Source organism: Variovorax sp. V93 (assembly GCF_041154485.1).
GTDB classification, from domain to species: Bacteria; Pseudomonadota; Gammaproteobacteria; order Burkholderiales; family Burkholderiaceae_C; genus Variovorax; species Variovorax beijingensis_A.
Genome location: NZ_AP028669.1, coordinates 731,486 through 757,075 on the forward strand (window position 1 = coordinate 731,486; position 25,590 = coordinate 757,075).

The following is a 25,590-nucleotide window of genomic DNA, read 5'->3' on the forward strand; positions in this document are numbered from 1 at the left end:
CGCACCACGCGCAGCGCATCGCTAGTTTCCAGGTTGACACCGTGTCAAGGTCAAGGCCGGCACGGTGGCCGGCCGCGCGGCTTTCTCAGACGGCGGAGGTGGCGGCTGCAGGCGCGCTGCTGCCCGCACCGGGCGGCGCCGTGACGATCGACGTGAGCGCGGGTTCGGCCGCGCGCAGCGATGCGATGTCGGGCCGCGGGCGGCGCAATTGCGCGTCGGCCGCGAAGGCCTTTTCCATGGCGTGCGCCGCCGCAAGCACCTGGTGGTCGGCCCTGAACGCGCCCACGATCTGCAGCCCGAACGGCATGCCCGCGTGGTCGAGGCCACAGGGCAGCGCCAGCGCCGGATGCGTGGTCAGCGTGACCACGTAGGTCAGCGCGAGCCAGCGGTAGTAGTTCGCCTGCTTCTCGCCGTTGATGGTGTCCGCATACAGCTGGGTCCATGGAAAGGGCGACACCGGCGTGGTGGGCGAGAGGATCAGGTCGTAGTCGGCGAAGGCGGCCTGGAAGCGCTTGATGAGCCGGGTCTGCTCGGCCTGGGCCCAGGCGCTGTCGAGCAGGCTCATCTGCGCACCCATTTCGTAGTTGGCGCGGGAGTTGGGACCCAGGCTGGCCGGGTCGCGCTGGTAGGCGGCATGCATGCCGGCCACGAAGGCCTCGGCGCGCAGCACGTCGAAGCAGCGGTGCGCTTCGCCGAGGTCGAGTTCGATCTTGTCGCAGCGCTTGAACAGGTGCCGCATCGCGCCGATCTTTCCGCGCATGGTGGCGCGGATGCCGTCGTCCACCGCGCAGGTGCCGAAGTCTTCGGTCCATGCCACGCGCAGTTGGCTCAGGTCGATGCCGGCGGGCTCCAGGAAGCTGAGCGGATCGAGCGGATAGCTCAGCGGATCGCCCGCATGCATGCCGGCGGAGGCGGCCATCTGTAGGCAGGCGTCCTCCACCGTGCGGCCCATCGGGCCCACGACCGAGATCGGCGTCCAGCCCAGCAGCTTGCGCACGCTCGGCACGATGCCGGGCGAGGGCCGGAAGCCCACCACGCCGCACTTGGCGGCCGGAATGCGCAGCGAGCCGCCGGTGTCGGAGCCGGTGCACACGGGCAGCATGTCGCAGGCCAGCGCGGCGGCCGAGCCGCCGGAGGAGCCGCCGGCATTGAGGTTCGGGTTGAAGGGGTTGCCGGTGGCGCCCCACACCTCGTTGCGCGAATTGGCGCCGGCGCCCATCTCCGGAACGTTGGTCTTGCCCGCCACGATGGCGCCGGCCCTGCGAAGGCGCGCCACCAGCTCGATGTCTTCCTGCGGCACGTGGTCGCGGAAGATCGCGGAGCCCCAGGTGGTGAGCAGGCCTTCGGTAGGTTCGAGATCCTTCACGCCGAGCGGCAGGCCATGCAGCAGGCCCAGCGTGTCGCCGCGCATGACGGCGCTTTCCGCCGCCCGGGCCTCGGCCCGCGCGCGCTCGAAGCAGGTGGCGGTCACGGCGTTGATGAAGGGGTTCACGCGCTCGATGCGCGCGATGCAGGCTTCGAGCAGCTCGACCGGCGAGACCGCCTTGCTGCCGATGAGCCGGCGCAGTTCGACGGCGGAGTGTTCGATCAATTCGGTGTGGTTGCTCATGTCGGTTGTTGTTCCATCTGGCTGAGGCCAGCGCGCCCGCGGAACGGGCTTTGCCCGGCCGCCGGGTGCGCCCCCCAGTGGGGGGAGGCGCCGAAGGCGCTTCGGGGGGGCGTCCATCAGTCAGCGGTGATGTTGGCGCGCGCGGCGATGGCGCGCATCAGCGGCAATTCCTTGGCGATCAGTTCGCTCACGGCGGCCGAGTTGCTGTAGCCCGGCTCCAGGCCCTGGGCGGCGAGCTTGGCGCGCGTGTCGGGATCGGCCATGGTCGCGGCCAGCGCCTTTTCGAGCCTGACCTTCACGTCGGGCGGGAGGCCCTTCGGCGCCGCCAGCGCCAGCCAGCTGTCGGTGTTGATTTCGGGGTAGCCGCTCTCGGCCATGGTGGGCACGTCGGGCAGCAGCGTCGAGCGCTTGGCCGTGGTCACGGCAATGGCCTTGATCTTGCCGCTCTTGAGCTGCGGAATGGCCGCGCTCACGGTGTCGATGCTGAACGGAACCTGCCCACCCATGAGGTCGGTCATGGCCGGGGCGCTGCCCTTGTACGGCACGTGTGTCATCTTGAGGCCGGCGGCATGCAGGATGGTCTCGCCGGCGAACTGCGAGGTGGTGCCGGTGCCGTAGGACGCGTACGAATACTTTCCGGGCGAGGCCTTCACGTAGTCGACGAACTGCTTGACGGTCTGCACCGGCACTTCGCTGTTCGCAAGCAGGATGAGGCCCACCCGCCCGGCCAGGCCGATCGGCTCGAAGCCCTTGACCGGGTCGTAGGGCAGGTTGGGGCGGATGGCGGGATTCACCGTGAAGGTGGTGCCCGAACTGATCAGCAGCGTGTAGCCATCGGGCGCCGCCTTGGAGACATAGCTCGCGCCGATCACCGTGCCGGCGCCGCCGCGGTTCTCGATGACCACGGGCTGGCCGAGCTCCTTGCCCAGGCGCTGGGCAATCACGCGTCCGTTCACATCGGTGGCGCCGCCGGGCGGAAAGGGAATCACGAGCGTGACCGGGCGCGACGGAAACCCGGTGTCGGCGGCCAGCGCGGCGAGCGGTGCCAGGCCAAGGCAGGACAACAGCAGCACCATGCGGGCGAGTGCGGGGAGGCGTTTCATGAAGGACTCCTGGAGGAACAGAGCGGGGATGCAGGTTCATCCTAGGAGCCGCAAAGCGCTGCCACAAGCGCAATGTTTAGAATTGTTGATTGCCGATTCGGCAATCGACAAACGCGCGTCGCCCCGCTGCGACAAGGAAGAAACATGTCGCTTCACACGCTGCAGGAGACCGCGGTCCGCTACTTCCTGGAGGTGGTCAGGACCGGTTCGGTGAAGGAGGCCGCGCTCAAGCTCAACGTGGCGCCTTCCGCCGTGAGCCGGCAGGTGGCGCGCCTGGAGCGCGAGCTCGACACGCTGCTGTTCGACCGGCACGCGCGCGGCATGGTGCCCAATGCGGCCGGCGAGCTGCTGGCCGCGCATGCCAAGCGGGTGCAGCAAGACATCGAGCGCGTGGCCGGCGAGATCCAGGGCCTGCGCGGCCTGCGCAGCGGGCGCGTGCGCGTGGCGAGCACCGAGGGCTTCGCGTTCGACTTTCTTCCCACGCTGATCTCGCGCTTTCGCGCCAGGTACGAGGGCATCCGCTTTCATCTGGAGGTCTGTCCGCCCCACGAGATTCCCGGCCGCATCCGCGACGGCGAAGCGGACGTCGGCATCACGCTGAGCGCGGTGCCCGAGCCCGGCATCCGGATCGAGCTGCGCCACCCCAGCCCGATCCTCGCCGTGATGGCCAGCGACCATCCGCTGGCGGCGCAGCGGCAGCTCTCGCTGCGCCAGGTGGCGGCCTATCCGCTGGGCCTGCCGCCGCGGGACAGCTCCATCCGGCAGCTGCTCGACATCAGCTGCAGCCGGCAGGGGCTGCAGTACGTGCAGGCCATGTCGAGCAACCATGCGAATGCGCTGGTGAGCTTTGCGGCCGCGGGCGGCGGCACCATCGCCTTCTATGGCGAGCTGTCGATCCGCACGCAGCTGAAGTCGAAGGCGCTGGTGGCCATCCCGCTGAAGGACCGCGAGATGAACGAGCGCCACCTCGAAGTCGAGACGCTCGCGGGCCGCTCGCTGCCCGATGCAGGCAAGGCTTTCGTGCGGTTTTTGACGGATGCCATCCAGGCCTCGGCCTGAGGGCGGCCGCGCGTGCGCTACACTCCGCGCCGCTTGCAGCCGGCCTCAGCCGCTGCGCCGTCATTGGCAACATGACGAGAACAAACCAAAGGAAATTTTTCAAGTGAACCGTATCGAACTGGTCGAAAAGATCGCCACCGCCCACAACGTCAGCAAGGCCGAAGCCGCCCGCATCCTGGAAACCGTCACGGGCTCCATCGTCGCCGCAGTGAAGAAGGGCGACCCCGTCCAGCTCATCGGCTTCGGAACCTTCAAGCAAGTGGCGCGCGCCGCACGCACCGGCTTCAACCCGCAAGCCGGCGCAAAGATCAAGATCGCCGCGCAGAAGGTGCCCAAGTTCGTGCCGGGCGCAGCGTTCAAGGCCGCCATCGACCCCAAGGCTGCAAAGCGCAAGGCCGACAAGGCAGCCGCCAAGCCCGCCGCCAAGAAGGCCGCACCGGCCAAGAAGGCCGCACCCGCCAAGAAGGCTGCCAAGAAGTAATGAATGGATCGCAGCCGCAAGGCTGCCTCCACGCAGGACGGCCCTCGGGCCGTTTTCTTTTTTCCGGGGCGGCTCTCAGGCTGGCGTTCCCAGCCGCGCGAGGACCAGATCGTGCAGCGTCTGCGCCGCCACCGAGAGGCTGCCCTCCCGGCGCTGCACCAGGTAGATGGTGCGTGTGAGACCGGGCAGCGGCAGCGGCCGCGTCACCAGCGTCTCGCGCTGGAAATGGAAGAGCGTGAGCTCCGGCACCACGCTGATGCCGATGCCGGCCTCGACCAGCCCCATCACCGTGGCCAGGTGCTCGACCTCGAACACGGCGTTGAGCCGCAGCGGGTGCAGCGCCGCGTCGAGCGACTGGCGCACGCTGCTGTTGCGCGCCATCTGGATGAAGGGCCATGGCGCGAGCTGCCGTGCCGTGAGCCTGGCGGCGCTGGCGAGCGGATGGTCCTTGCGGCAGACCAGGTGAAAGCGGTCGCCGCAGAGCTTGCGGCCGCGCAGGTCGCTGGCTGCGGCGCCGCCGGCGCCGGTTGCCGCGAGCGCGAAATCCGCCTGGTGGCTGCGCAGCTGGGCAATGCAGGCGTCCGACAGCGCGTCGTGCAGCTCGACCGTGATGCCGGGCCACGCCTGCATGAACTCCGCCAGGATCGCCGGCAGCCGTCCTGCCGCCAGGGAGGGCAGGGCCGCCACGCTCACGCGGCCCTTGCGCCGCTGGGCATGGTCGGCCAGGTCGCCGATGGCGCCCTGCATGTCGTCCAGCAGCCGCCGCGCCGAGGGTTCGAACAGCCGGCCCTCGGGCGTGAGCTGCACGCTGCGCGTGTCGCGGTCGAACAGCCGCGCGCCGAGCGTTTCCTCGAGCGTGCGGATCAGTGCACTGAACGCGGGCTGCGACAAGTGGCAGGTCTGTGCCGCGCGCGTGAAGTTGCGCTGCTCGGCCAAGGCCGTGAACGCGCGCAGTTGGCGGCTGGAAAGCTCGGGCGCTGGCATCGGTCTGGAATCTGGGTGAGTGGAGCCGGGAATCCGGGCCTGTGGATGGTATTCCTGTGCCCTGTACGCAACGTGCCTTGGCGATTCCGGCCGGTGGGCGCCAGAAACGGCGTTTTTGTAAAAAATTTGTGACTTAAGGCCCAATTCGGCATCATGATCCGGGCCATGAGGTCCGGCGAAGTTTCTCCCGCTTGGCGACGCGTGCTCTGGGCGCATGTTGCCGTTCTTTTTTTTCTTGCTTTCACTGCAACGAACAGCAAGGCTCAGCAGCCGGCGTCTGCGCAGGGTCTGCGGATCGTGGGCGGGCTGGCGAGCGTGAGCCAGTACACGCTGCATGAAGAGCGCTTCTGGAGCCAGGACCTGCGCCGCCTGAGCGGCGGAAAGTACAGCGCGAGCATCGTTCCGTTCAACCAGGCGGGCGTTCCGGGGCAGGAAATGCTCAATCTGATGCGGCTGGGCGTCATTCCATTCGGCACCGCGCTGCTCAGCCAGGTCAGCAACGAGTATCCCGAGCTGGGCACGCCCGACATTGCCGGACTGAATCCCGACATGCCCACGATGCGGCGGGTGGTCGCAGCCTTCAGGCCCTACCTCGAGAAGACGCTGCGCGAACGCCATGGCGTCGAGCTTCTCGCGGTGTACGTCTACCCCGCCCAGGTGATCTTCTGCAAGCGGACCCTGACGCGGCTTTCGGACCTGGCGGGGCGGCGCGTCCGCGTTTCGGGCAGCAGCCAGGCCGACTTCATCCGCGCGCTCAACGGCGTGCCCGTCTTCACCGAATTTTCGGAGCTCATGGCCAACATGAATTCGGAGAACACCGAATGCGCCATCACCGGTGCGATGTCCGGCAACACGCTGGGCCTGCACAAGATGACGAGTTCGCTCTACACCATGCCCATCAGCTGGGGCCTGGCCGTCTTCGGCGCCAACGCGGATGCCTGGAATGCGCTGCCTGCGGACCTGAAGGCCCTGTTGAAAGCCGAGCTGCCGAAACTCGAGGCCGCGGTCTGGAACGAGTCGGAGCGCGACACCGGCAACGGCATCGCGTGCAACACGGGCGCCGCGACCTGCACGAAGGGCACCAAGGGCGCGATGGTCGAGGCGCGCCCGTCCGCGGATGACGAGCGGCGCCGGCGCGAGATTTTCGCCACCAGCGTGCTGAGCCGGTGGGTGCAGCGGTGCGGGGCCGTGTGCGCGGAAGTGTGGGACCAGACCGTCGGTCCCATCGCCGGGATCAAGGCGCCTGTCGGGCAGTGACCAAGCCTGTGCCCAGCCGCATCACCGGCTTCGTCTACGGCGTTGCGGCGCTGTTTCTCGCGGCCGTGCTCGCCATTGCCGGGCTGATGGCATGGCAGATGTACCAAAAGGAGATTGCCGACAGCGAGGCCCAGGCCGTGCGGTTCATCGGCACCTCGGAGGCTGCGCTCAACCGCAGCCTGCTCGGGGCGAACACGCTGCTGGCGGGCCTGGGGCAGTTTCTGCGCAAATCCGGCGAAGGCAGCATCGCAAGCGACCTCGCGCAGCCCGAGACCGCGCAATTGATCGAAACCAGCGTTCGCCAGAGCCTGCTGGCCCGGTACGTCGCCTTCCTGACGCCCGAGGGCCGGGTGATCGGGTCTTCCGACCGGCGGGGAGCGAAGCTGGCGGTACAGCTGCCCGACGGATTCCTGAAGGAGGCTCTGGCCCATCCCGGATCCGTGATGTCGATCAGCACGCCCTCGATCAGCCCGGTGACTTCCCAGCAGGTGCTGTATCTTGCGCGCGTCCTCACGCTCGCGGACGGCGGCAAGCTGGTCGCGGTGGCCGAGGTGCAAGTCTCGATGCTCACCACCATCCTTGCGCAGGGGGCCAACATCAGGGGGCTCGAAGTCACGCTGGAGCGCGAGGGCGGGCTGCTGCTGACCAGCATGCCGCCGCGCGACGATCTTGCGGGGCGCACCATCAGCCCCGCCCTGACGGACCAGGCGGACGGGCGTCCCCGGCGCATGCTTTCCCGGCTCAGCGGTGCGCCGGCCATCGTCGTTGCCCGGCCCACCTTGCACCGAAGCCTGCTGATCGTCGCGAGCATTCCGATCGAGTCCGCCCTCGCGGACTGGCGCAGGGACTGCAATGTCGTTGCGGCCGCGGCCCTGGCCTTCATGCTGATGATCCTTGCGGTCGCTTACTTTGCCCTCGCGCAGCTGCGGCGGCAGTGGCGCGCGCGCGCCGAGCTGCTGCGCTCCAAGGCCACGCTGGACCAGGCGCTCGAATCCATGGTGGACGGTTTCGTGCTGCTCGATCCCAATGACCGCGTCGTCACCTGGAACCGCCGCTTCGTCGATTTCTTTCCCTGGGCAGAGCCCTTGCTGGCCCCGCAGGTGCCGTTCCAGCGCATCACGGAACTGAACGCGCGCCACCTGATGACGCAGAACGAGCAGGAGATCACGCTGCTGAACGGGCAGGTGATCGTTGCGGTGAACAGTCCCACGCCCGACGGCGGCCTGGTGTGCGTCTACCGCGACGTGACCGAGAGGAAGCGCCACGTCGCCGACATCCTCGAAGGCAAGGCGCAGCTGCAGGCCACGCTGGATGCCTTGCCCGACGTGCTGATGGACGCCGGCATCGACGGCCGCTGCTACAGCTTCCATTCGCCGCGCCGCCCCAGGCCCGCGTTCAAGGTGCGCGAGCCGGTGGGCAAGCTGATGTCGGACCTGCTGCCGGCGAATGCCGCGGCCGAGGTGATGGTGGCGCTGCGCGATGCCTTCGAAACCGGCTTTTCCACCGGCCGGCAGTTCGAGATCCGGACCGCGCGGGGCGTCACGTGGTTCGAGATCTCGGTCTCCCGCAAGGTGATCGGCGAAGGCGCCGCCGCGCGCTTCATCGTCATCCTGCGCGACATCACCGAGAGCAAGCTGGCGGCCCGCGAGATCGAGCACCTGGCGTTCTACGACATTCTCACGGGCCTGCCCAACCGCCGGCTGCTGCTGCACCGCCTGCAGGCCACCATCGACGCGAACGTGCGGCGCTCGCGCCACGGCGCGCTGCTGTTCCTGGACCTGGACGATTTCAAGACGCTCAACGATGCGCTCGGGAACGCCACGGGCGATGAACTGCTCAAGCAGGTGGCGCTGCGGCTGCAGGACAGCCTGAAGGAGGGCGGCACGGTCGCGCGGCTGGGAGGCGACGAATTCGTGGTGCTGCTGGACAACCTCAGCGACGACGCCGGCGTTGCCGCGATGCAGGCCAATACCGCCGGCGAGGCCATCCTCACGGTGCTGAACGAGTCGTTCCAGCTCGCGGACCACCAGTACCACAGCACCGGCAGCATCGGCGCCGTGGTGTTCAGCGCCACGCAGCAGTCGCTGGAGGATCTGCTGAAGCAGGCGGACATCGCCATGTACTACGCCAAGTCCGCGGGCGGCAACGCGCTGCGTTTCTTCGAGGCCTCGATGCAGACCGCCATCACGGCCCGCGCAACGCTGGAGAGCGAGCTCCACGCGGCGCTGGCGGGCGAGCAGTTCGTGCTGCACTACCAGTCCCAGGTGGCCTCCAATGGCCACGTGGTGGGCGCCGAGGTGCTGATCCGCTGGCAGCATCCGGTGCGGGGCGTGGTGCAGCCCGGAGGCTTCATCGAGCTGGCGGAGGAAACCGGGCTGATCGTGCCGATCGGCATGTGGGTGCTGGAGACGGCCTGCCTCCAGCTCGAGCGCTGGAGCCACGATGCGAGGCGCCGGCACCTGCGGCTGGCGGTGAACGTCAGCGCGCGCCAGTTCCGCACCGACGACTTCGTGGACCGCGTGCGCGACGTGCTCCGGCGCACCGGCGCCGACCCGACGCGGCTGGAGCTCGAGCTCACCGAAAGCCTGCTGCAGGACAAGGTCAGCGAAACAATCTGCAAGATGCAGTCGCTCGCGGCGTTGGGCGTGCGCTTTTCCATGGACGACTTCGGCACCGGCTTCTCGTCGCTCTCCTACATGACCCAGCTGCCGCTGAACCAGATCAAGGTCGACAAGTTCTTCGTGCAGAGCATCGGCATCGATCCGAAGGTCGAACTGATCATCCAGGCCATCATCGGCATGGCCCGCAATCTCGATCTCGAGATCGTGGCGGAGGGGGTCGAAACGCAGCAGCAGTTCGAATTCCTCCAGGCGCACGGTGCCATGCTGTGCCAGGGCTACCTGTTCAGCAGGCCGGTGCCGCTCGATCAGTTCGATGCCCAGCTGGATGTCGAGATGGCGAGCTGAACGCACGCCGCGCTCTCCAGGCCACTGCGATGCGCCCTCCATTCCCCGCCGTCCCCCGCCTGAGCCTGCGCGCGCGCCTGTCCGCCGGCGTGCTGGCGATCGTCTTCCTGACGACCATGGGGGTCACCGCCGCCGCGCTCCATTTCCTCAAGCGCAACATGGAGGCGGCCATCGCCGGTGAGGAGTTCGAACGGATATCGGCCATTGCCGGAGCCGTGGACCAGAAGTTCCTGAGCCGGCGCACCCTGCTCAAGGCCTTCGGCGACGGCATCGAGAGCCGCAGCCTGGCCGGCCCCGGGGAACTGCAGGACCTGGTCATGCAGCACGGCTCGCTGAGGGAGGCGTTCGACAACGTGGCCTTCACCGGCATGGACGGCGAACTGGTGGCCAACCTCAACGGCACGCAGCCGATCGGCAAGGTCAACATCAAGGACCGCGAGTACTTCCAGCGCACGGTTGCCGCCCGCGCGGGCGTCATCTCCAAGCCCTTTCGCAACCGCGTGAGCGGCCTGGCGCAGATCGCCCTGACCGAACCCGTGCTCGATCGCGGCGGCAACGTCGTGTATGTCATTACCGCCTTCGTCAACCTCAAGGAAAAGAACTTCCTGGGCGAACTTGCCAACGTGAAGTTCGGCAAGAGCGGGTACATGTTCATCACGGACACGGACGGCATCGTCATCGACCACCCCGACAGGTCCCGGCTGCTTCAGCGCGCGGACGCCGGCGGGGCCCGCAACCCTGCCACCGAGCGCGCCATCGCCGGCTTCGAGGGCACGATGGAGGCCGTCGATCCCGCGGGCGTCCATGGTCTCTACGCCTTCAAGCGCATCGGCCAGACCAACTGGGTGCTGGGCGCGATGTATCCGCGGAACGAGGCCTTTGCCCGGATCGACCGGATCGAGCGCTATGCCTGGGCCGGCGCACTGCTGCTGACGCTGCTGGCCGGGGGGCTGGCCTTCATGACCGCGCGGGCGCAGCTCGCACCCCTGTCGCGCCTGCGCGAGCACATGCAGGTCTCGCGCGCCGCCACCGCCTATGCGCCCATGCAGGAGGCGCCGCCGGACGACGAGGTCGGCGATCTCTCGCGGACCTTCGACCTGCTGATGTCGGAGCGGCAGGCCGCCAACGAGAAGCTGGCCGCCAGCGAGAGATTCCTGCGCGACGTGACCGACAACCTGCCGGCGGTGGTGGCCTACTTCGACAGCAGCCAGCGCTGCCTTTTCGCGAACAAGGCCGGGCTCGGGATGCGCGGCAGGACCATGGCCGACATCGGGCGCATGACCATGCAGGAGTCGCTGCCCGACCACGTCTACCAGCAACTCGTGCCCGGCATCGCCAAGGTGCTCGCGGGAACGCCGACGCGCACCGAAGGCACCTACGAGCGCAACGGCAAGCTGGGCTTCTTCGAATGCCATCTGGCGCCCGACATCCGCGACGATGGCGTATTGGCCGGCTACTACGTGATGACCTTCGACGTGAGCAAGCGCAAGCAGGCCGAAATGCACAGCGCCGGAAGCGAGCGGCGCCTGCGCGGGCTGACCGACAACGTGCCGGCGCTTCTTGCCGAGCTGGACCTCGAGGAACGCGTGGTCTTCTGCAACGGCAAATACCAGGCCTGGCTCGGCGTCTCGCCGGAGGCGATGACGAACCGCCCCATCCACGAGGCCATCGGCGAGGCGCACTACGAAATCCGCAAGCCGCTGCTGGCGCGGGCATTCGCGGGCGAGGTGGTGTCCTTCGAGCAGACCGCCAGCCTGCTGATCGGCGAGCGGACCTTGCAGACCACCTATCTGCCCCAGCGCAATGCGCAAGGTGCGGTCACCGGGCTGTACATCCTGTCGAACGACGTCACCGAGCTCAAGCAAAAGCAGATGAAGCTGGATGCCCTCGCGCGCGAGGATGCGCTCACCGGCCTGCCCAACCGCCGCTCGTTCGAGGAGCATGCGCGCGACGCCATGGCCAGGTCCCGGCGCGCCGGCCTGCCGGTCTGCCTGCTGTTCCTGGACATCGACTACTTCAAGTCCATCAACGATTCGCTGGGCCATGCGGCGGGCGATGCGGTGCTGCGGGAATTCGGCCGCCGGCTGAGGGAGAGCGTGCGCGAAACCGACATGGCGGCGCGCTACGCGGGCGACGAGTTCGTGATCCTTCTCGAAGGCGCCAGCGGCGCCGCCGAGGCGCAGGTGGTGGCCGGCAAGGTGCTGGCCGCCATGCGGCCGCCTTTCCACCTGCCCGGCCGCACGCTGCAGGCCACCACCAGCATCGGCGTCGCGATTTCGGAGGAGGACGAGGATTTTCCGTCCCTGTTCGTGCGCGCGGACACCGCGCTCTATGCGGCCAAGAAAGAGGGAAAGAACCGCTTCATGATGGCGGCGCCCAGGCCCGGAAACCCGGGCGGTGCGCCGTGGCCGCGCGAAGAGCCTTCCAGCGCCTGAGGCCGGCAGCACCGCGCATGCGGTGCGCAATCTGGACCTTGTCCTACGCGAAAAGTAACCATGGCTGGCCTAAATTGGCACCACCGTTTCACGACGGGCACCGCACGCCGTGGCATCGATCGCGCGGCCACTGAAGGGAAAAGAGCAATGGCAGATCACGGCGCTGGGAGTGCACCCCTGAACCAACGCACTCTGACCGACGCCGATTTCAGGCTGATGGTCGATTCGGTCACCGACTACGCCATCATCGTCCTCGATCCTGGCGGCATCGTCATCAGCTGGAACGAGGGCGCCCGCAAGCTCAAGGGATACGACGCTCCCGAAATCCTGGGGCGGCACTTCTCGCTTTTCTATCCGACCGAGCTGCTCGAGCAGAACCGGCCGGAACACGCACTCGAAACGGCACGCCGCGATGGCCGCATGGAGGAAGAAGGCTGGCGCCTGCGCAGCGACGGCACGCGCTTCTGGGCCAGCGTGGTCATCACGCGGATCACCGGCTCGGGCGGAGAAACCCGCGGCTTTTCGCTGATCACGAGGGACCGCAGCGAGAACCGCCGCCAGGACGAGATGCTGCGCATGAGCGAGGAGCGCTTCCGGCTGCTGGTCGAGGGCGTGAAGGACTATGCGATCTTCATGCTCGACCCGGGCGGCCACATCGTGAGCTGGAATCTCGGCGCGCAGAAGAACAAGGGCTACGAGGCCTCGGAAATCATCGGACAGCATTTCTCCAGGTTCTATCCGCCAGAGGTCGCTGCCAGCGGCTGGCCCGAACAGGAACTGCGCAATGCGCTGCGCGACGGGCGCTTCGAGGACGAGGGCTGGCGCATCCGCAAGGACGGCAGCCGGTTCTGGGCCAGCGTGGTGATCACCGCGCTGCACGATGCCACCGGCAGGCACCGCGGCTTTGCCAAGGTCACGCGCGACCTCACGGAGCGCCGCCGCGTGACCGCGCTGGAGGACGAAGGGCGCCGCGTGACGAACTTCCTTGCGATGCTCGGGCACGAACTGCGCAATCCGCTGGCGCCGATCTCCAACGCGCTCGAGCTCCTCAAGCGGGAGAAGACGGAGTCGGCCGCGGTCGTGCACACCCGCGACATCATCGGCCGGCAGCTGCGCCAGATGACCCGGCTGGTGGACGACCTGCTCGACGTCGGCCGCATCACGAGCGGCAAGATCCAGCTCGAGAACAAGCCGGTCCGGCTGCGCGATGCCATCGCCGAGGCCATCGAGGCGGTGCGCCCGCTGATCGACGGCAAGTCGCAGACCCTGCACCTGCAGATGCAGGATGCGGACCCCTGGATCGCGGGAGACAGCGCGCGCGTCATCCAGATCGTCAGCAACCTGGTCCACAACGCCGCAAAATTTACCGGGAACGGCGGCAACATCCACGTGTCGCTCTCGCGAAGCGCAGCGGATGCGGACATCAGCGTGCGCGACGACGGGCCCGGCATACCGCCGCAGGACCTGCAGCGGATCTTCGACCTGTTCGTGCAGGGCGAGCAAAACCTGGCCAGGACGCAGGGCGGGCTGGGCCTGGGGCTCAGCCTGGTGCAGCAGCTGACGACTCTGCATGGCGGGCGCGTCAGCGCGTTCAGCACCGGCAGGCCAGGCGAGGGCAGCGAGTTCGTGGTGCAGTTCCCGACCACCCAGGCGCCGGTCGCCATGCTCGAGGCGCAGCCGCGGCCGGTGGGCGAGCAGCGCGTGCTGGTGGTGGACGACAACGTGGATGCGGCCGAGACCATGGCGATGCTGCTGGAGGCGCTGGGCTACAAACCCAGCGTCGTGCATGGCGGGCTGGCCGCCATCGAGGCGGTGAAGGCGCAGGACCCGGATGTGGTGCTGCTGGACATCGGCCTGCCCGACCTGAGCGGCCATGAAGTCGCGCGGCGCGTGCGCGCGGAGATGGTCAACCCCCCGCCGCTGATCGCCGTCACCGGCTACGGGCAGGCCAGCGACAGGGACACCAGCCTGGAGGCCGGCTTCCGGGCCCATCTGACGAAGCCGGTCGATGTCGACAAGCTCTCGGCGCTGCTCGAGCACCTGCTGGAGCCGCCTCGCTTCAAGGCCGCATAGAGGCGCGTAGAGCCGTGCTGGAAAGCTAGGCCGGCTGCGGCGGCTCCACCGGCAGCGCGCGCTTGTGGGCGCTCTTGCGGTGCGTGGCAAGAATGATCTCGCGCGCCGCCGCAGCCACCGGCTTGCCTTCGAGGAAATCGTCGATCTGCTCGTAGCTCACGCCGAAGGCGTCTTCGTCGGGCTTGCCCGGCACCAGCGACTCGAGGTCCGCCGTGGGCACCTTGAACACCAGCTCGTCGGGCGCGCCGAGCCGCTGCGCGAGGGCCCGCACGCGGCGCTTGTCGAGGCCGGTGAGCGGCGTCACGTCGGCCGCGCCGTCGCCGAACTTGGTGAAGAAACCCATCAGCGCCTCGGCCGCATGGTCGGTGCCGATGACGATGCCGTCGTGCGCGCCGGCCACCGCGAACTGCGCGATCATGCGCTGGCGCGCCTTGATGTTGCCGAGCACGAAATCTTCGTGCGCCGCGTCGCGGAAGGCCAGGTCCCCCTTCTTGAGCGCCGCGAGCATGCCGTCGGCCGCGGGGCGGATGTCGACGGTGAGGATGCGGTCGGGCCTGATCACCGCGAGCGAGGCCTGCGCCTCGTCCTCGTCCTTCTGCACGCCGTAGGGCAGCCGCATCGCGATGAAGGTGGCGCCGTAGCCCTGCGCGCGCAGCCTTTCGACGGCGCGCTGCGCGAGGCAGCCGGCGGTCAGCGAATCGACGCCGCCGCTGATGCCGAGCACCAGCGCCTTGAGGCCGGTGCCTCGCAGGTAGTCCGCAAGAAAGGCGGTGCGCCGCTCGATTTCCGCCGCGGCATCGAAGACGGGCGCAACATGCAGCGCCGCGATGATCTCGCGCTGTGTGGCGTCGACGGGAGTCAGGTGCTGATCCATGAAGCGATCCTTGCTTGCCTAGAAATCCACCAGGCTCAGGCCGATGCTGAGCACGGTGCGCTTGCGGTTGTAGTCCACCAGCGTGTCGCCGTAGCCGTGGAACAGCTGCGTATGGAAGCGCAGGTTGCTCTTGGTCGAATCGCCGATGGTCTTCAGCCACTCGAGCCGAATCGACCCGCGGCCGCTTTCGCGCAGGTTGTTGCGCACCGTGACGCCAAGGGTGTTGTCGCGGTTGAAGTTCCAGCGGCCCGTGACTTCGGCGCGGCCGATGTAGTTGGAGATGTCGGGGTTGTCGTCCTTCGCGGCTTCTTCCGAAACCCGTTGCCAGATGCGCCCGGTGAGGCTGAAGCGGTCGTCGAGTTCGGCGCCGCCCATCAGGTAGACGCGGTTCCAGCTGCGCGACAGCGGCAGGCTCTGGCCGTTCGACTGGTGCACCAGGCCCACGCCCGCATAGCGCCAGCGCCAGCCGCCGGGCAGGTTGAAGTCCAGCGGATAGACATACATCAGCTCGGGCTCGTGGTCCGTGGTGCGGAATGGCCGCGAGATCGAGCCGTTGAACAGCTGCCAGGTCGATTGCTGCGAGTAGGCGAACCACAGCGAGTCCTTCCTGGCGGGCTCGTTCTGCGTGAGCAGGCCCTGGGCGACCTTGGTGCGCACTGACAGGCCGATGCGCATTTCGTTGGCCTGGTAGGCCACGGGGGTTCCGGTGTGGCCTTCGGACGGCGACGTGGGCGTCTCGGGCTTGTTGCCGGCGGCCGAGACCGACACGTTCAGCGGCCGATAGCCGCGGAACCCGAAGGTGCCGCAATCGGTGCCGTTCTCCAGCTCCCAGAAGCGCGACAGCGCCGAGTACTGGCGGTCGCGGCAGCCTTCGTTGGTGTCGACCGAAATCACGCGGGTGGCCGGTATCGAGGCGTCCACCGGCGGTGCCGGCTGCGTGCTGGCCAGCACCGGCGGCGCCACGGGCACCGACACCGGAGGCAGCGTCTGCTGCTGTGCCCAGCGGTCGAAGCAGGCGAGGCGCGCTTCGTTGTTGTTGCCGAGGGCGGCGCATTGCTGCCATGTCAGCTGTGCGTCGGCCAGCGGGCTGCGCGGCCGGTCGACGGCCTGCGCATGCGCGGCGCCGCCGCCAAGGCAGGCTGCGAGGATCGCCAGCCCGGAGAAGATGGCGTGTGTTCGTTGGGTCATTGGTTTCCTTGCGTCCCCCCCGTTTTGTTCAGCACGAACGGATGCGTGCTTTCGTCCGCGGCGTTGCGCCACGTGCCCCTGAATTCCCGGCCGCATGAGCCGGGCTGCAGGGTGCCGGCCCAGACGCCGCTGATCGCGCGGCCGTCCAGCGATTCGTCGATGGAGAGGGCGCCGTCGTCGTCGACGTCGCCCGCGAGCTGCGCCACCTCGGGCCGGGCGCCGCCGTCCGCGGTGTGGCGCGTGATGGTGCCGCGCACGCCGGCGTAGTCGGGGTGTTTGCCGAGCTGCACCGTGGCCGCGGCGGGAGCGCCGTCGAAGCGCGCCTCCCAGCGGCCGTAGAGCGACTGCAGCGGCAGCTCGCGCGCATCGGCGGGGCAGCCGCCGCCCTGCGTTGCCGTGGCACAGCCCGTGGCGGCAAGAAGAACGGCGAGGAAGGCGGGCAGCAGCCTCTTCATGGCGCCGCCGCGGCCGCGGCCTTGGCGGCCGCGCTGTCCTGTGCCTTGCGCGCGAACTCGGCGCGCAGCGCCTTGAGCTTCTCGCGCGGGTCTTCGCGGGTGGTGGTCTTGTCCAGGCCCATCTCGGCGATGAAGCGGCTCGGCACGCAGGGCACCATCTCGCGGCCCTGCTTGCGCTTCTTGGTCCAGCTCACGGCCAGGCTGCGCTGCGCACGCGTGATGCCCACGTACATCAGGCGGCGCTCTTCCTGCAGCCGCTGCAGCGTGTCGTCGCTCACCTGGAGCTGGCGGCCGTTGTCGTCCTCGAGCTTGAAGGGCAGCAGGCCCTCGGTCACGCCGATCAGCATCACGTGCGGCCATTCGAGGCCCTTGGAGGCATGCAGCGTGGACAGCGTGACCACGTTCTGGTCCTGCTCGCGCTCGCTGATGGTCGACAGCAGCGAGATGGTCTGCGCCACCTCGAGCAGGCTCTTGCGCTCGGTCTCGATGTTGCTGTCGGCGCCCGAGGCGTCGTCGAGGGTGCCGCCGGCGCGCTGCGACATCCAGTCGACGAACTCCATCACGTTGGTCCAGCGCGCGGCCGCGGCCTGTTCGCTGTCCTCGCCGTCGTAGAGATGCTTCTCGTAGTCGATCTCCTTGAGCCAGTCGAGCATGAAGGTGCGCGAGTCTTCCGCGCCCATGGTGCGGCGCGCGCGGTATTCGAGGTCGTTGATGTAGCGGCCGAACTCGTGGATGCCCTCGAGCGTGCGCTTGGGCATCACGCTCGGCAGCGACGGGCTGAACAGCGCCTCGAACAGGCTCAGCTTGTACTGGCTGGCAAAGGTGCCCAGGCTCGCGAGCGTGGTGTGGCCGATGCCGCGCTTGGGCGTGGTGATGGCGCGCAGGAACGCGGGGTCGTCGTCGTTGTTGACCCAGAGGCGGAACCAGCCGCACAGGTCCTTGATCTCGGCGCGGTCGAAGAAGCTCTGGCCGCCCGACACCTTGTAGGGAATCTGCGCCTTGCGCAGCGCCTGCTCGAACACGCGTGCCTGGTGGTTGGCGCGGTAGAGGATGGCGAAGTCGCGGAACTCCTTGTACTGCTTGCCCTGCACGGCGGTGTCGCCCGCGCGCAGGCTGATGATGCGCGCCACCGCGCGCTCGGCCTCGTGCGCCTCGGAGTCGGCATCGACCACGCGCACCGGCTCGCCTTCGCCGAGCTCGGAGAACAGCGTCTTCGGAAACAGCTTGGGGTTGGGGCCGATCACGTTGTTAGCCGCACGCAGGATCGCGCTGGTCGAGCGGTAGTTCTGCTCGAGCTTGATGACCTTCAGGTTGGGATAGTCGACCGGCAGCTTGCGCAGGTTGTCCAGCGTGGCGCCGCGCCAGCCGTAGATCGACTGGTCGTCGTCGCCCACCGCGGTGAAGCGCCCGCGCTCGCCGGCCAGCGCCTTCAGCACCTCGTATTGCGTGGCGTTGGTGTCCTGGTATTCGTCCACCAGGATGTGGCCCAGCGCGGCCTGCCACTTGGCACGTACCTCGTCGAAGTCGCGCAGCAGCTTGAGCGGCATGCCGATCAGGTCATCGAAGTCGACGCTCTGGTAGGCCGTGAGCCGCTCCTCGTAGCGCGCCATGATGCGCGCGGTGATGCGCTCGTTGTCGTCCGCCGCGGCCGCCTCGGCCTGCGCGGCGTTCAGGCCCATGTTCTTCCACTTGCTGATGGTCCACTGCCAGATGCGCACGGTGGCGGTGTCGGTGGTGCCGCCCGCGTCCTTGAGGATCTTGGTGACGTCGTCGCTGTCCAGGATGCTGAAGGCCGGCTTCAGGCCGAGCACGGCGCCGTCCTCGCGCATCATGCGCACGCCCAGCGCGTGGAAGGTGCAGATCACCACATGCTTCGCCTCGCGCCCGATCAGTCCCTTGGCGCGCTCGCGCATTTCGCTCGCGGCCTTGTTGGTGAAGGTGATGGCCGCAATGCGCTTGGGCTCGAGCCCGGCCTGGATCAGGCGGCCGATCTTGTGCGTGATGACGCGCGTCTTGCCCGAGCCCGCGCCCGCCAGCACGAGGCAGGGGCCGTGCAGGTAGTTGACAGCTTCTTGTTGCGCGAGATTGAGACCGGAGGACATGGGGAGTGGGGACGGAAGGCCGCGAAGGAACGGCTGGCGCAAAGCGCGCAATGATACGGGGCGCATGTTTCCGGGTAGGCCGCCAGAGTTCACGATGCGGGACGCGGCGACAATCAGCGCGTGCTGCCTGTATTTCTCGTAACTTTTCCTTTCTTCGCGCTGATCGCGGCCGGCTACGGCGCCGCGCGCGCCCGGATCCTGCCGCTGGACGCGATTCCGGGCCTCAACACCTTCGTGCTGTACTTCGCGCTGCCGTGCATGCTGCTGCGCTTCGGCGCGGGCACGCCGATCGGGCAGCTGCTCGATGGCAGCGTGGCGCTGGTCTGGGGCCTGAGCGCGCTGGCCGTGGTGGCGGGCGTGGTCGTTTTCACCCGCAACGCACGCATCGGCTGGAACGACGGCGCCTTCGGCGCACTGGTCGCGGCCTTTCCGAACACCGGCTTCATGGGCGTGCCGCTGCTGGTGGCACTGCTGGGCGCGCAGGCTGCGGGGCCGATGATCATCACCATCGCGTTCGACCTGGTCGTGACTTCTTCGCTGTGCATTGCGCTGTCGCGCCTGGACGGCGCCGGCGGGCCGCACGGGCCGCGGCTGGCCGCGCGCCAGGCGCTGCGCGGCGTGCTGGTCAATCCGATGCCGTGGTCGATCCTGCTGGGCGTGCTGCTCTCGGCGGCGCGCTGGCGCCTGCCGGGGCCGGTGGAGCGCACCATCGCCATGCTGGCCGATGCGGCGTCGCCGGTGGCGCTGTTCACCATCGGCGCGGTGCTGGCGCGCTCGGCGCTGCTCGCGCGCGAGCACGGCGCCAGCGCGGCGGTGGCGGCCGCCATGGGCACGAAGTCGGCGGTGCCTCCCAGGGCGCCGCTGGCCGACGTGCTGCCGGTGGTGGCGGCCAAGCTGCTCGTGCATCCGGTGCTGGTCTGGGTGCTGGGGCAGGGGGCCATGGCCCTGGGCCTGCCGCTGTCTTCTTCGGCGCTGATGGTGATCGTGCTGGTGGCGGCGCTGCCGAGCGCGAGCAACGTTTCGATGCTGGCCGAGCGCTTCGGGGCCGACAACGGCCGTATCGCGCGCATCATCCTGTGGACGACGGTGGCGACCTTCTTCAGCTTTCCGTTCGCGGTCGGCGTGCTGCGCTGAGCGGCCTCAGGGCGTCAGCACGCCCAGCTTGAAAGGATCGGCATCGGACAGGCGCTCGCACTTGGAGAAGTCGCGGCCCTGGGTGCCGTCGCAATAGAACGCGTTGTAGATGCGGCCGAACAGCGTCGGGCTGGCTGTGAAGAGCACGCCGTGCTCGGGCTGCCAGTTGTCCCTGGAATTCTCCCTGGGTGTCCCGGCGGCGCGGGTTTCCGTGGGCTGGACGGGCGCGGCCGCCGCAATGGGCGTGAATTCCGCCAGCGTCTTGTGGGCTTCCTCGCCGCGCCAGCGCACCGCCAGCTCGGCGGCCGTGGGCCTTGCCGCCACCGGCAGCAGCACGCCGTTCACCTGCAGGCCGTAGCCGAAGCGATGCGCCTTGCCCGCCAGGAAGGCATAGGCGCAGGCGGCCATGCACTGGCCGCGGATCTCGGTGTCCACGCCGCTCGCGCGGATGGCGTCGGCAAAGGCGCCGGCCGCCTCGGCGGTACCGCCGAACGAATCCTCGAACACCACGGTGCGCACGGTGCCCCTGCCCAGGTGCTCGGTGAAAGTCTTGATGGCGCTGCCGTCGAGCATGCCCGACACCACGAGCCGGCTGCCCTGCAGGTCGAGTTCGGCCGCCGGGCATGCAAGGCATGCAAACAGGAAAACCGCAACCACAGCAGATGAAGGCAGTTTCACGACAGACGACCCCGAGGACCAGCGCGCTTTGCTTGAGGTGCGCCGCCGGAACGGGCGTCGCACAGCGACAGCTTGTGCAGCGCGCGGGGGCGCAGTCAACGGTTTTTTCAGAATATTTCCGCTGCCGAGTAACGGCCGTAAGGCATAGCTACTGCTACTACTTCAGATGAATACTTGAGTTTGCATAATGCCTGCTAGAGTGTTAACAAACCAATGTTTGAATGGGGCAGCACGATGGCAATACTTATTCGTATCCTGCTGTGGCTGGCCTGGGTTGCCGGCGTGAGCTGGTCCTGGCATGCCGACATGCTCGGGGCCGGCACTTCGCTCGCGCTGGGCGCCCTGAGCCTCGTGGTGTTCGCATGGCCCGCCAGCAGCGCGCGGCGCCGCAGCACCGAATTGCGCTACGTCGACGTCGGCAAGGAGCCTGCAGGCCTGTACTGAGTGTCGCGGCCGGGGCCTGCGAGGCAGGCCCTAGATGCTGTGCGGGTCGACATCGACCAGCCAGCGGATCACGCCCTTGCCTTCGGGCGTGCGCCTGAGGGCGTGCAGCAGCGGCTGCCACTGCGCCAGCAGGCGCTGCAAGGCGGCACGCGAGGGGCTTTCGATCAGCATCTGCGCCCTTTCCACGTTGGCCACGCGCTGGATCGCCAGCGGCACCGCGGGATAGCGCACCACCCGGTCGGCGCCTTCCAGCGCCTCGGCGGCGGCGCTGGCTGCGTTCAGGAACGCCTGCGCGGCTTCCTGGGTGCGCGCATCGGCCCGCAGCAGCGCCTGGAAGGCAAAGGGCGGCATGCCGGCGGCGGCGCGCTCCTCCAGCTGCTGCCGCGCGAAGGCCGTGTAGTCGTGCTTGCGCAGCGCGGAAAAAAGCGGGTGCTGCGCGTGGTGGGTCTGGATCCACATCTCGGCCGTGGCGCCCTGCGCCGCCAGGTAGGCGGCGTCGCGGCCCGCGCGGCCGGCCGACTGCATCAGCAGGCTGAACAGGCGCTCGGGCGCACGGAAGTCGCTGGAGAACAGCGCGCCGTCGGGGTTCACCGCCGCCACCAGCGTGATGCGCCGGAAGTCGTGCCCCTTGGCGATCATCTGCGTGCCCACCAGCACGTCGACCTCGCCCGAATGCACGGCCGCGAGCTGCGACTCGAGCGCGCCCTGCTTCCTGGTGCTGTCGGCATCGATGCGCGCAATCCTGACGGGCCCGGGCACCGCGCTGCCGTCGGGCCGCCTCACCGCGGCGAACAGTTCCGCGAGGTGTTCTTCGAGCCGCTCGGTGCCGCGGCCCACGGGCGCGATGTCGGGGTTGCCGCAGGACGGGCAGGCGCGCGGCACGCGCTCGGTGAAGCCGCAGTGGTGGCAGCGCAGCGTGCGGTCGATCTTGTGGAACACGCGGTAGGCGCTGCAGCGCGGGCATTCGCTTTTCCAGCCGCAGTCGGCGCAGGCCAGCACCGGCGCATAGCCGCGGCGGTTCAGGAATACCATGCTCTGCTCGCCGCGCCCGATGCGCTGGCCGATGGCGTCGAGCAGCGCGCCCGAGATCACGGTCTTGGGCGGCTGCAGGTTCATGTCGACCAGCCGCACCGTGGGCAGCTCCCCGGCGCCGATGCGCGACGGCATGGCCAGCCGCACATAGCGCCCGCCCGGGTCCTCGCCCTCGGCGGGGCGGCTTTGGTGCCAGCTTTCGAGCGAGGGCGTGGCCGAGCCGAGGATGACTTTCGCGCCCTCGCGCTGGCCGCGCCAGACGGCGAGGTCGCGCGCCGAATACCGCGCGCCTTCCTGCTGCTTGTAGCTCGGGTCGTGTTCTTCGTCGACCACCACGAGCTTCAGGCCCGGCATCGACGCGAACACCGCCATGCGCGTGCCCAGCACGATGCGCGCGGCGCCGCTGTGCGCCGCGAGCCAGCTCGCGAGCCGCTGCGGGTTGGTCATGCCGCTGTGCAGCGACACCACCGCGTCGTCGCCGAAGCGCGCCTTGAAGCGCGCTTCGAGCTGCGGCGTCAGGTTGATCTCGGGCACCATCACCAGCGCCTGCGCGCCGGGGTCGGCCGCGAGCAGGTCGGCCACGCAGCGCAGGTAGACCTCGGTCTTGCCGCTGCCGGTGCTGCCGACCAGCAGGAAGGTGCCGGCCTCGCCCGCCTCGATGCGGGCCAGCGCGGCGGTCTGCTCCGCGCTCAGCGCGACCGGGTGCGCGGCCTCGGCCGTCTCGGCCACGGGGCCGGCCGCCGTCTTGCGCTTGAGCCGGCGCGCCAGCTGCGTTCCGCTCAGGTCGCGCAGCTGCGGCGGCAGCGCGGCCAGGGCGATCTCGCCGATCGAACGCTGGTAGTAGCGCGCAGCAAAGGCCACGAGGTCGCGCCAGGCATTGCCGAGGGGGGCCAGCGCGTCCAGCGCGGCGCCCACGGGCTTCAGCGCCATGTCGGGCTCGGCATTGTCGAGCGGGACCGGCGGATTCCAGACCACGCCCAGCACCTCGCGCCGGCCCAGCGGCACCCGCACCAGCGTGCCGGGCACGAGGGGGATCGGGCTGGCATAGCTCAGCAGGTCGCCGAGCGCCGCATGGGCGGGCGTCTGCACCGCGATGTCGAGCCGCCAGGCCATTGCGGCCGGCCCGCTTGCCGCCGCCGGCGCGGAGCCGGCCGCTGGCGCTGCGGCTGTTTCGGAGGCAGGGTCGACGGTGGGAATGGGCGTCCTTGTTGGCAAGGTTTGTTAATGCGACTTTGAGCAAGATCGCTTAAGTCGTTGATTTTCCAGCGCTTTGGGAGCCATCCAGAGTTTCTGTGGATAACTTTGTTGACAACCGGGCTCGACACGCCGGCGAGCCTTGAAAATCAAGCCTCTGGCTGGATTGCCCTCAAAAAAAGCAAAGTTCAATTTCTATATAAATCAACAACTTAGCGTCGCTACTGGTTTAGGAGCAAAGAGGGGAGACCTACAGATAATCTTGCGCAGTGCAACACGTGTTTTGTGCATAAGTCGGTGTTCCTACACCGTTTTTATGCTTGACAAACGCCAGGAAATCGATTTTTGGGGCCGCGGCCGCGTCCCTGCGCGGCGGGCGGCTCGTTTACCGTTTTTAACCTTTGCGCAGGGCGCGCGATTGTGCATGCACCGCCTGCACCAGCGCCGCCACATGGTCCGGCGGCGTGAACTGGCTGATGCCGTGGCCCAGGTTGAAGATGTGGGTCGGGCCCTTGGAAGCGGCATCGGCATGCGGCTTGCCGAAGGCCCGCAGCACCTTCGCCACCTCGGCCTCGATCTGCGCGGGCGGTGCGAACAGCACGTTGGGGTCGATGTTGCCCTGCAGGGCCTTGGCCTTGGCATCCGAGCCTTCGCCGACCAGCCGGCGCGCGGCCGAGAGGTTCACGGTCCAGTCGACGCCGAGCACTTCGCAATCGAGTTCGCGCATGGCCTCGAGCCAGAGGCCGCCGCCCTTGGTGAAGACGATGCGCGGCACCGGCTGGCCGTCGGCACCGTTGCGCTTGAGGCCGGCCAGCACGCGCGCCGTGTAGGCGAGGCTGAATTCCTGGAACGCGCCGTCGGCCAGCACGCCGCCCCAGCTGTCGAACACCATCACGGCCTGCGCGCCGGCGTCGATCTGCGCATTGAGGTAGGCGGCCACCGAATCGGCATTGACCGCGAGCAGGCGGTGCAGCAGGTCGGGACGCGCGTAGAGCATGCTCTTCACGAGCCGGTAGTCGCTCGAGCCCGCGCCTTCGACCATGTAGCAGGCCAGCGTCCAGGGGCTGCCCGAAAAGCCGATCAGCGGCACGCGGCCGGCCAGCGCCTTGCGGATCGACGCCACGGCGTCGAAAACGTAGCGCAGCCTGGCCATGTCGGGCACCTCGAGCGCCGCAACGGCCGCTTCATCCTGCACCGGGCGCGCGAAACGCGGGCCTTCGCCGGCCTCGAACGACAGGCCCAGCCCCATCGCGTCGGGCACGGTCAGGATGTCGGAGAACAAGATGGCCGCGTCGAGCGGATAGCGCGCGAGCGGCTGCAGCGTGACTTCGGTGGCGTAGTCGACGTTGGTCGCCAGCCCCATGAAGCTGCCGGCCCTGGCGCGCGTGGCCACGTACTCGGGCAGGTAGCGTCCGGCCTGGCGCATGAGCCAGACGGGCGTGTGGTCGGTGGCCTGGCGCCAGCAGGCCCGCAGGAAAGTGTCGTTTTGCAAGGGGGCGAAAGGCATCCCCCGATTGTCGCAGGCGCCCGCGCCCGCGCCTCAGGCAAAAGCCTTGCCGCCGAAGGTCCCGGTCAGCAGGCCGATCAGCCATTGCAGGCCGGGATCGGCGTCGCGCACCGAAGGCCACATCGCCGACACCGCGTAGCCGGGGCTGTCGAAAGGCAGCGGACTCACCGCGAGCCCGAGCGCGTCGCGCCAGCTGCCGGCTGCGAAGGTCGGCACTGTGGTGATCGCGGCCATCTGCCGCACGATGAAGGGGCTGGTCGCGAAGTTGCGGCTCGAGAACACGACCCTGCGCGCGAGCCCCTTCCGCTGCAACAGTTCGTCGACCAGTCCGCTCAGGTCGGCACCGAAGGACGTGAGCAGATGCGGGTGGCTGAGGTATTCCTTCAGCGTCAGGTGCTTGCCGCGCGCCTTGACGAGCGCGGGGTTGTACACGCACACGAAATTCCAGTCGAACAGCGCGCGCTGCCGGTGCCAGGCCGCGCATTCGGTGAACACGCCCAGCGCAAGTTCGATCTCGGCCGCATCGAGCAGGTCGCGCGCCGTGGTGCGGTCCGCCGCCCGTGCGATCAGCCGGATGCCCGGCGCCTCGGCCGACAGCCGTTGCATGAGCGGTGGCATCAGCGCGATCTCGAGCGCATCGCTCAGGCCGATGCGGAACACCCGCTCGGCCGTTGCGGGATCGAAGGCGGGTTTCGAATGCAGCGCCTGCTGCAGCGACAGCAGCAGCGGCTCGATCGCACGCGACAGTTCGATCGCGCGCGGCGTGGGCGTCATGCCGTGCGAGGTGCGCACGAACAGTTCATCGCCAAAGGCCGCACGAAGGCGCTTGAGTGCACCGCTCAGGGCCGGCTGCCCGAGGAACAGGCGGTTGGCTGCGCGGGTGACGCTGCGCTCCTGAAGCAGTGCATGGAACACCAGAAGCAGGTTCAGGTCGAGCCGCCTGAAATCACTTTGATTGATGTTGTTCATGATTCCAAACGATTGGAATGATAAGCCTGCGATCCCTACGCTGAAG

Annotated in this window: 19 protein-coding genes; 8 read left to right on the forward strand and 11 right to left on the reverse strand. The window is 68.4% G+C overall.

Going from position 1 to position 25,590, the window contains the following annotated elements; translation table 11 throughout:
* Window positions 1-85 precede the first annotated feature (85 nt).
* Together ACAM54_RS03285 and ACAM54_RS03290 are read right to left on the reverse strand one after the other, a co-directional pair.
* Window positions 86-1,609, reverse strand: coding sequence for an amidase (locus tag ACAM54_RS03285; RefSeq protein WP_369649818.1), 1,524 nt, complete (start codon window positions 1,607-1,609; stop codon window positions 86-88).
* 116 nt (window positions 1,610-1,725) lie between these two features.
* The gene (locus tag ACAM54_RS03290) at window positions 1,726-2,712 is read right to left on the reverse strand and encodes a Bug family tripartite tricarboxylate transporter substrate binding protein (protein ID WP_369649819.1); all 987 of its coding nucleotides are present in this window, start codon (window positions 2,710-2,712) and stop codon (window positions 1,726-1,728) included.
* A gap of 144 nt (window positions 2,713-2,856) precedes the next feature.
* Between ACAM54_RS03290 and ACAM54_RS03295 the strand changes: the two genes are divergently transcribed.
* Window positions 2,857-3,771 carry a LysR family transcriptional regulator gene (locus ACAM54_RS03295; protein WP_369649820.1) on the forward strand — a complete coding sequence of 305 codons (915 nt, stop codon included), beginning with the start codon at window positions 2,857-2,859 and terminating at the stop codon, window positions 3,769-3,771.
* 103 nt (window positions 3,772-3,874) lie between these two features.
* Entirely contained in the window at window positions 3,875-4,252 is a 378-nt protein-coding gene (locus ACAM54_RS03300; RefSeq protein WP_021005443.1) for an HU family DNA-binding protein, read from the forward strand.
* A 75-nt stretch (window positions 4,253-4,327) separates the two neighbouring features.
* On the opposite strand, the gene ACAM54_RS03305 is transcribed toward ACAM54_RS03300, so the two are convergent.
* Complete coding sequence (locus ACAM54_RS03305; RefSeq protein ID WP_369649821.1) at window positions 4,328-5,236, reverse strand: LysR family transcriptional regulator; 909 nt, start codon at window positions 5,234-5,236, stop codon at window positions 4,328-4,330.
* 315 nt (window positions 5,237-5,551) lie between these two features.
* Between ACAM54_RS03305 and ACAM54_RS03310 the strand changes: the two genes are divergently transcribed.
* The 4 genes from ACAM54_RS03310 to ACAM54_RS03325 all read left to right on the forward strand — a co-directional run bounded on the left by ACAM54_RS03310 (window position 5,552) and on the right by ACAM54_RS03325 (window position 13,967).
* Window positions 5,552-6,493, forward strand: a complete 942-nt coding sequence (locus ACAM54_RS03310) for a TRAP transporter substrate-binding protein (protein WP_309923733.1) — start codon at window positions 5,552-5,554, stop codon at window positions 6,491-6,493.
* Window positions 6,490-9,459: an EAL domain-containing protein gene (locus ACAM54_RS03315; protein ID WP_369649822.1), complete on the forward strand. Its 2,970-nt coding sequence runs from the start codon at window positions 6,490-6,492 to the stop codon at window positions 9,457-9,459. The genes ACAM54_RS03310 and ACAM54_RS03315 overlap by 4 nt, the downstream gene beginning before the upstream one ends.
* Window positions 9,460-9,488: 29 nt before the next feature.
* Window positions 9,489-11,894, forward strand: coding sequence for a diguanylate cyclase (locus ACAM54_RS03320; RefSeq protein ID WP_369649823.1), 2,406 nt, complete (start codon window positions 9,489-9,491; stop codon window positions 11,892-11,894).
* A gap of 147 nt (window positions 11,895-12,041) precedes the next feature.
* Window positions 12,042-13,967 (forward strand): PAS domain S-box protein, encoded by a 1,926-nt coding sequence (locus tag ACAM54_RS03325; RefSeq protein WP_369649824.1) that lies wholly within the window; start codon window positions 12,042-12,044, stop codon window positions 13,965-13,967.
* A gap of 25 nt (window positions 13,968-13,992) precedes the next feature.
* Here ACAM54_RS03325 and nadE read toward each other — a convergent pair whose 3' ends face one another.
* From nadE to ACAM54_RS03345, 4 genes are read right to left on the reverse strand one after another with little or no spacing between them, the layout of a single operon-like run.
* Window positions 13,993-14,841, reverse strand: coding sequence for an ammonia-dependent NAD(+) synthetase (gene nadE / locus ACAM54_RS03330; protein ID WP_369649825.1), 849 nt, complete (start codon window positions 14,839-14,841; stop codon window positions 13,993-13,995).
* An 18-nt stretch (window positions 14,842-14,859) separates the two neighbouring features.
* The gene (locus ACAM54_RS03335; RefSeq protein WP_369649826.1) at window positions 14,860-16,029 is read right to left on the reverse strand and encodes a phospholipase A; all 1,170 of its coding nucleotides are present in this window, start codon (window positions 16,027-16,029) and stop codon (window positions 14,860-14,862) included.
* Window positions 16,026-16,484 carry a hypothetical protein gene (locus ACAM54_RS03340; RefSeq protein WP_369649827.1) on the reverse strand — a complete coding sequence of 153 codons (459 nt, stop codon included), beginning with the start codon at window positions 16,482-16,484 and terminating at the stop codon, window positions 16,026-16,028. Before ACAM54_RS03340 ends, ACAM54_RS03335 begins: the two co-directional genes overlap by 4 nt.
* Window positions 16,481-18,586, reverse strand: a complete 2,106-nt coding sequence (locus tag ACAM54_RS03345; RefSeq protein ID WP_369649828.1) for an ATP-dependent helicase — start codon at window positions 18,584-18,586, stop codon at window positions 16,481-16,483. The genes ACAM54_RS03340 and ACAM54_RS03345 overlap by 4 nt, the downstream gene beginning before the upstream one ends.
* A 120-nt stretch (window positions 18,587-18,706) precedes the next feature.
* On the opposite strand from ACAM54_RS03345, the gene ACAM54_RS03350 reads away from it, so the two are divergent.
* Window positions 18,707-19,720 (forward strand): AEC family transporter, encoded by a 1,014-nt coding sequence (locus tag ACAM54_RS03350; protein ID WP_369649829.1) that lies wholly within the window; start codon window positions 18,707-18,709, stop codon window positions 19,718-19,720.
* Window positions 19,721-19,726: 6 nt separating this feature from the next.
* Here the strand turns inward: ACAM54_RS03350 and ACAM54_RS03355 are convergent, their stop codons facing one another.
* Window positions 19,727-20,377 carry a hypothetical protein gene (locus ACAM54_RS03355; RefSeq protein ID WP_369649830.1) on the reverse strand — a complete coding sequence of 217 codons (651 nt, stop codon included), beginning with the start codon at window positions 20,375-20,377 and terminating at the stop codon, window positions 19,727-19,729.
* A 255-nt stretch (window positions 20,378-20,632) separates the two neighbouring features.
* Between ACAM54_RS03355 and ACAM54_RS03360 the strand changes: the two genes are divergently transcribed.
* Window positions 20,633-20,842 carry a hypothetical protein gene (locus tag ACAM54_RS03360; RefSeq protein WP_012745878.1) on the forward strand — a complete coding sequence of 70 codons (210 nt, stop codon included), beginning with the start codon at window positions 20,633-20,635 and terminating at the stop codon, window positions 20,840-20,842.
* Between the two features lie 30 nt (window positions 20,843-20,872).
* Here the strand turns inward: ACAM54_RS03360 and ACAM54_RS03365 are convergent, their stop codons facing one another.
* From ACAM54_RS03365 to ACAM54_RS03375, 3 genes are all read right to left on the reverse strand, one after another.
* Window positions 20,873-22,987, reverse strand: a complete 2,115-nt coding sequence (locus ACAM54_RS03365; RefSeq protein WP_369649831.1) for a primosomal protein N' — start codon at window positions 22,985-22,987, stop codon at window positions 20,873-20,875.
* Window positions 22,988-23,462: 475 nt separating this feature from the next.
* Window positions 23,463-24,575: a uroporphyrinogen decarboxylase gene (hemE, locus tag ACAM54_RS03370; protein WP_369649832.1), complete on the reverse strand. Its 1,113-nt coding sequence runs from the start codon at window positions 24,573-24,575 to the stop codon at window positions 23,463-23,465.
* 33 nt (window positions 24,576-24,608) lie between these two features.
* Complete coding sequence (locus ACAM54_RS03375; protein ID WP_369649833.1) at window positions 24,609-25,544, reverse strand: LysR family transcriptional regulator; 936 nt, start codon at window positions 25,542-25,544, stop codon at window positions 24,609-24,611.
* Window positions 25,545-25,590 lie beyond the last annotated feature (46 nt).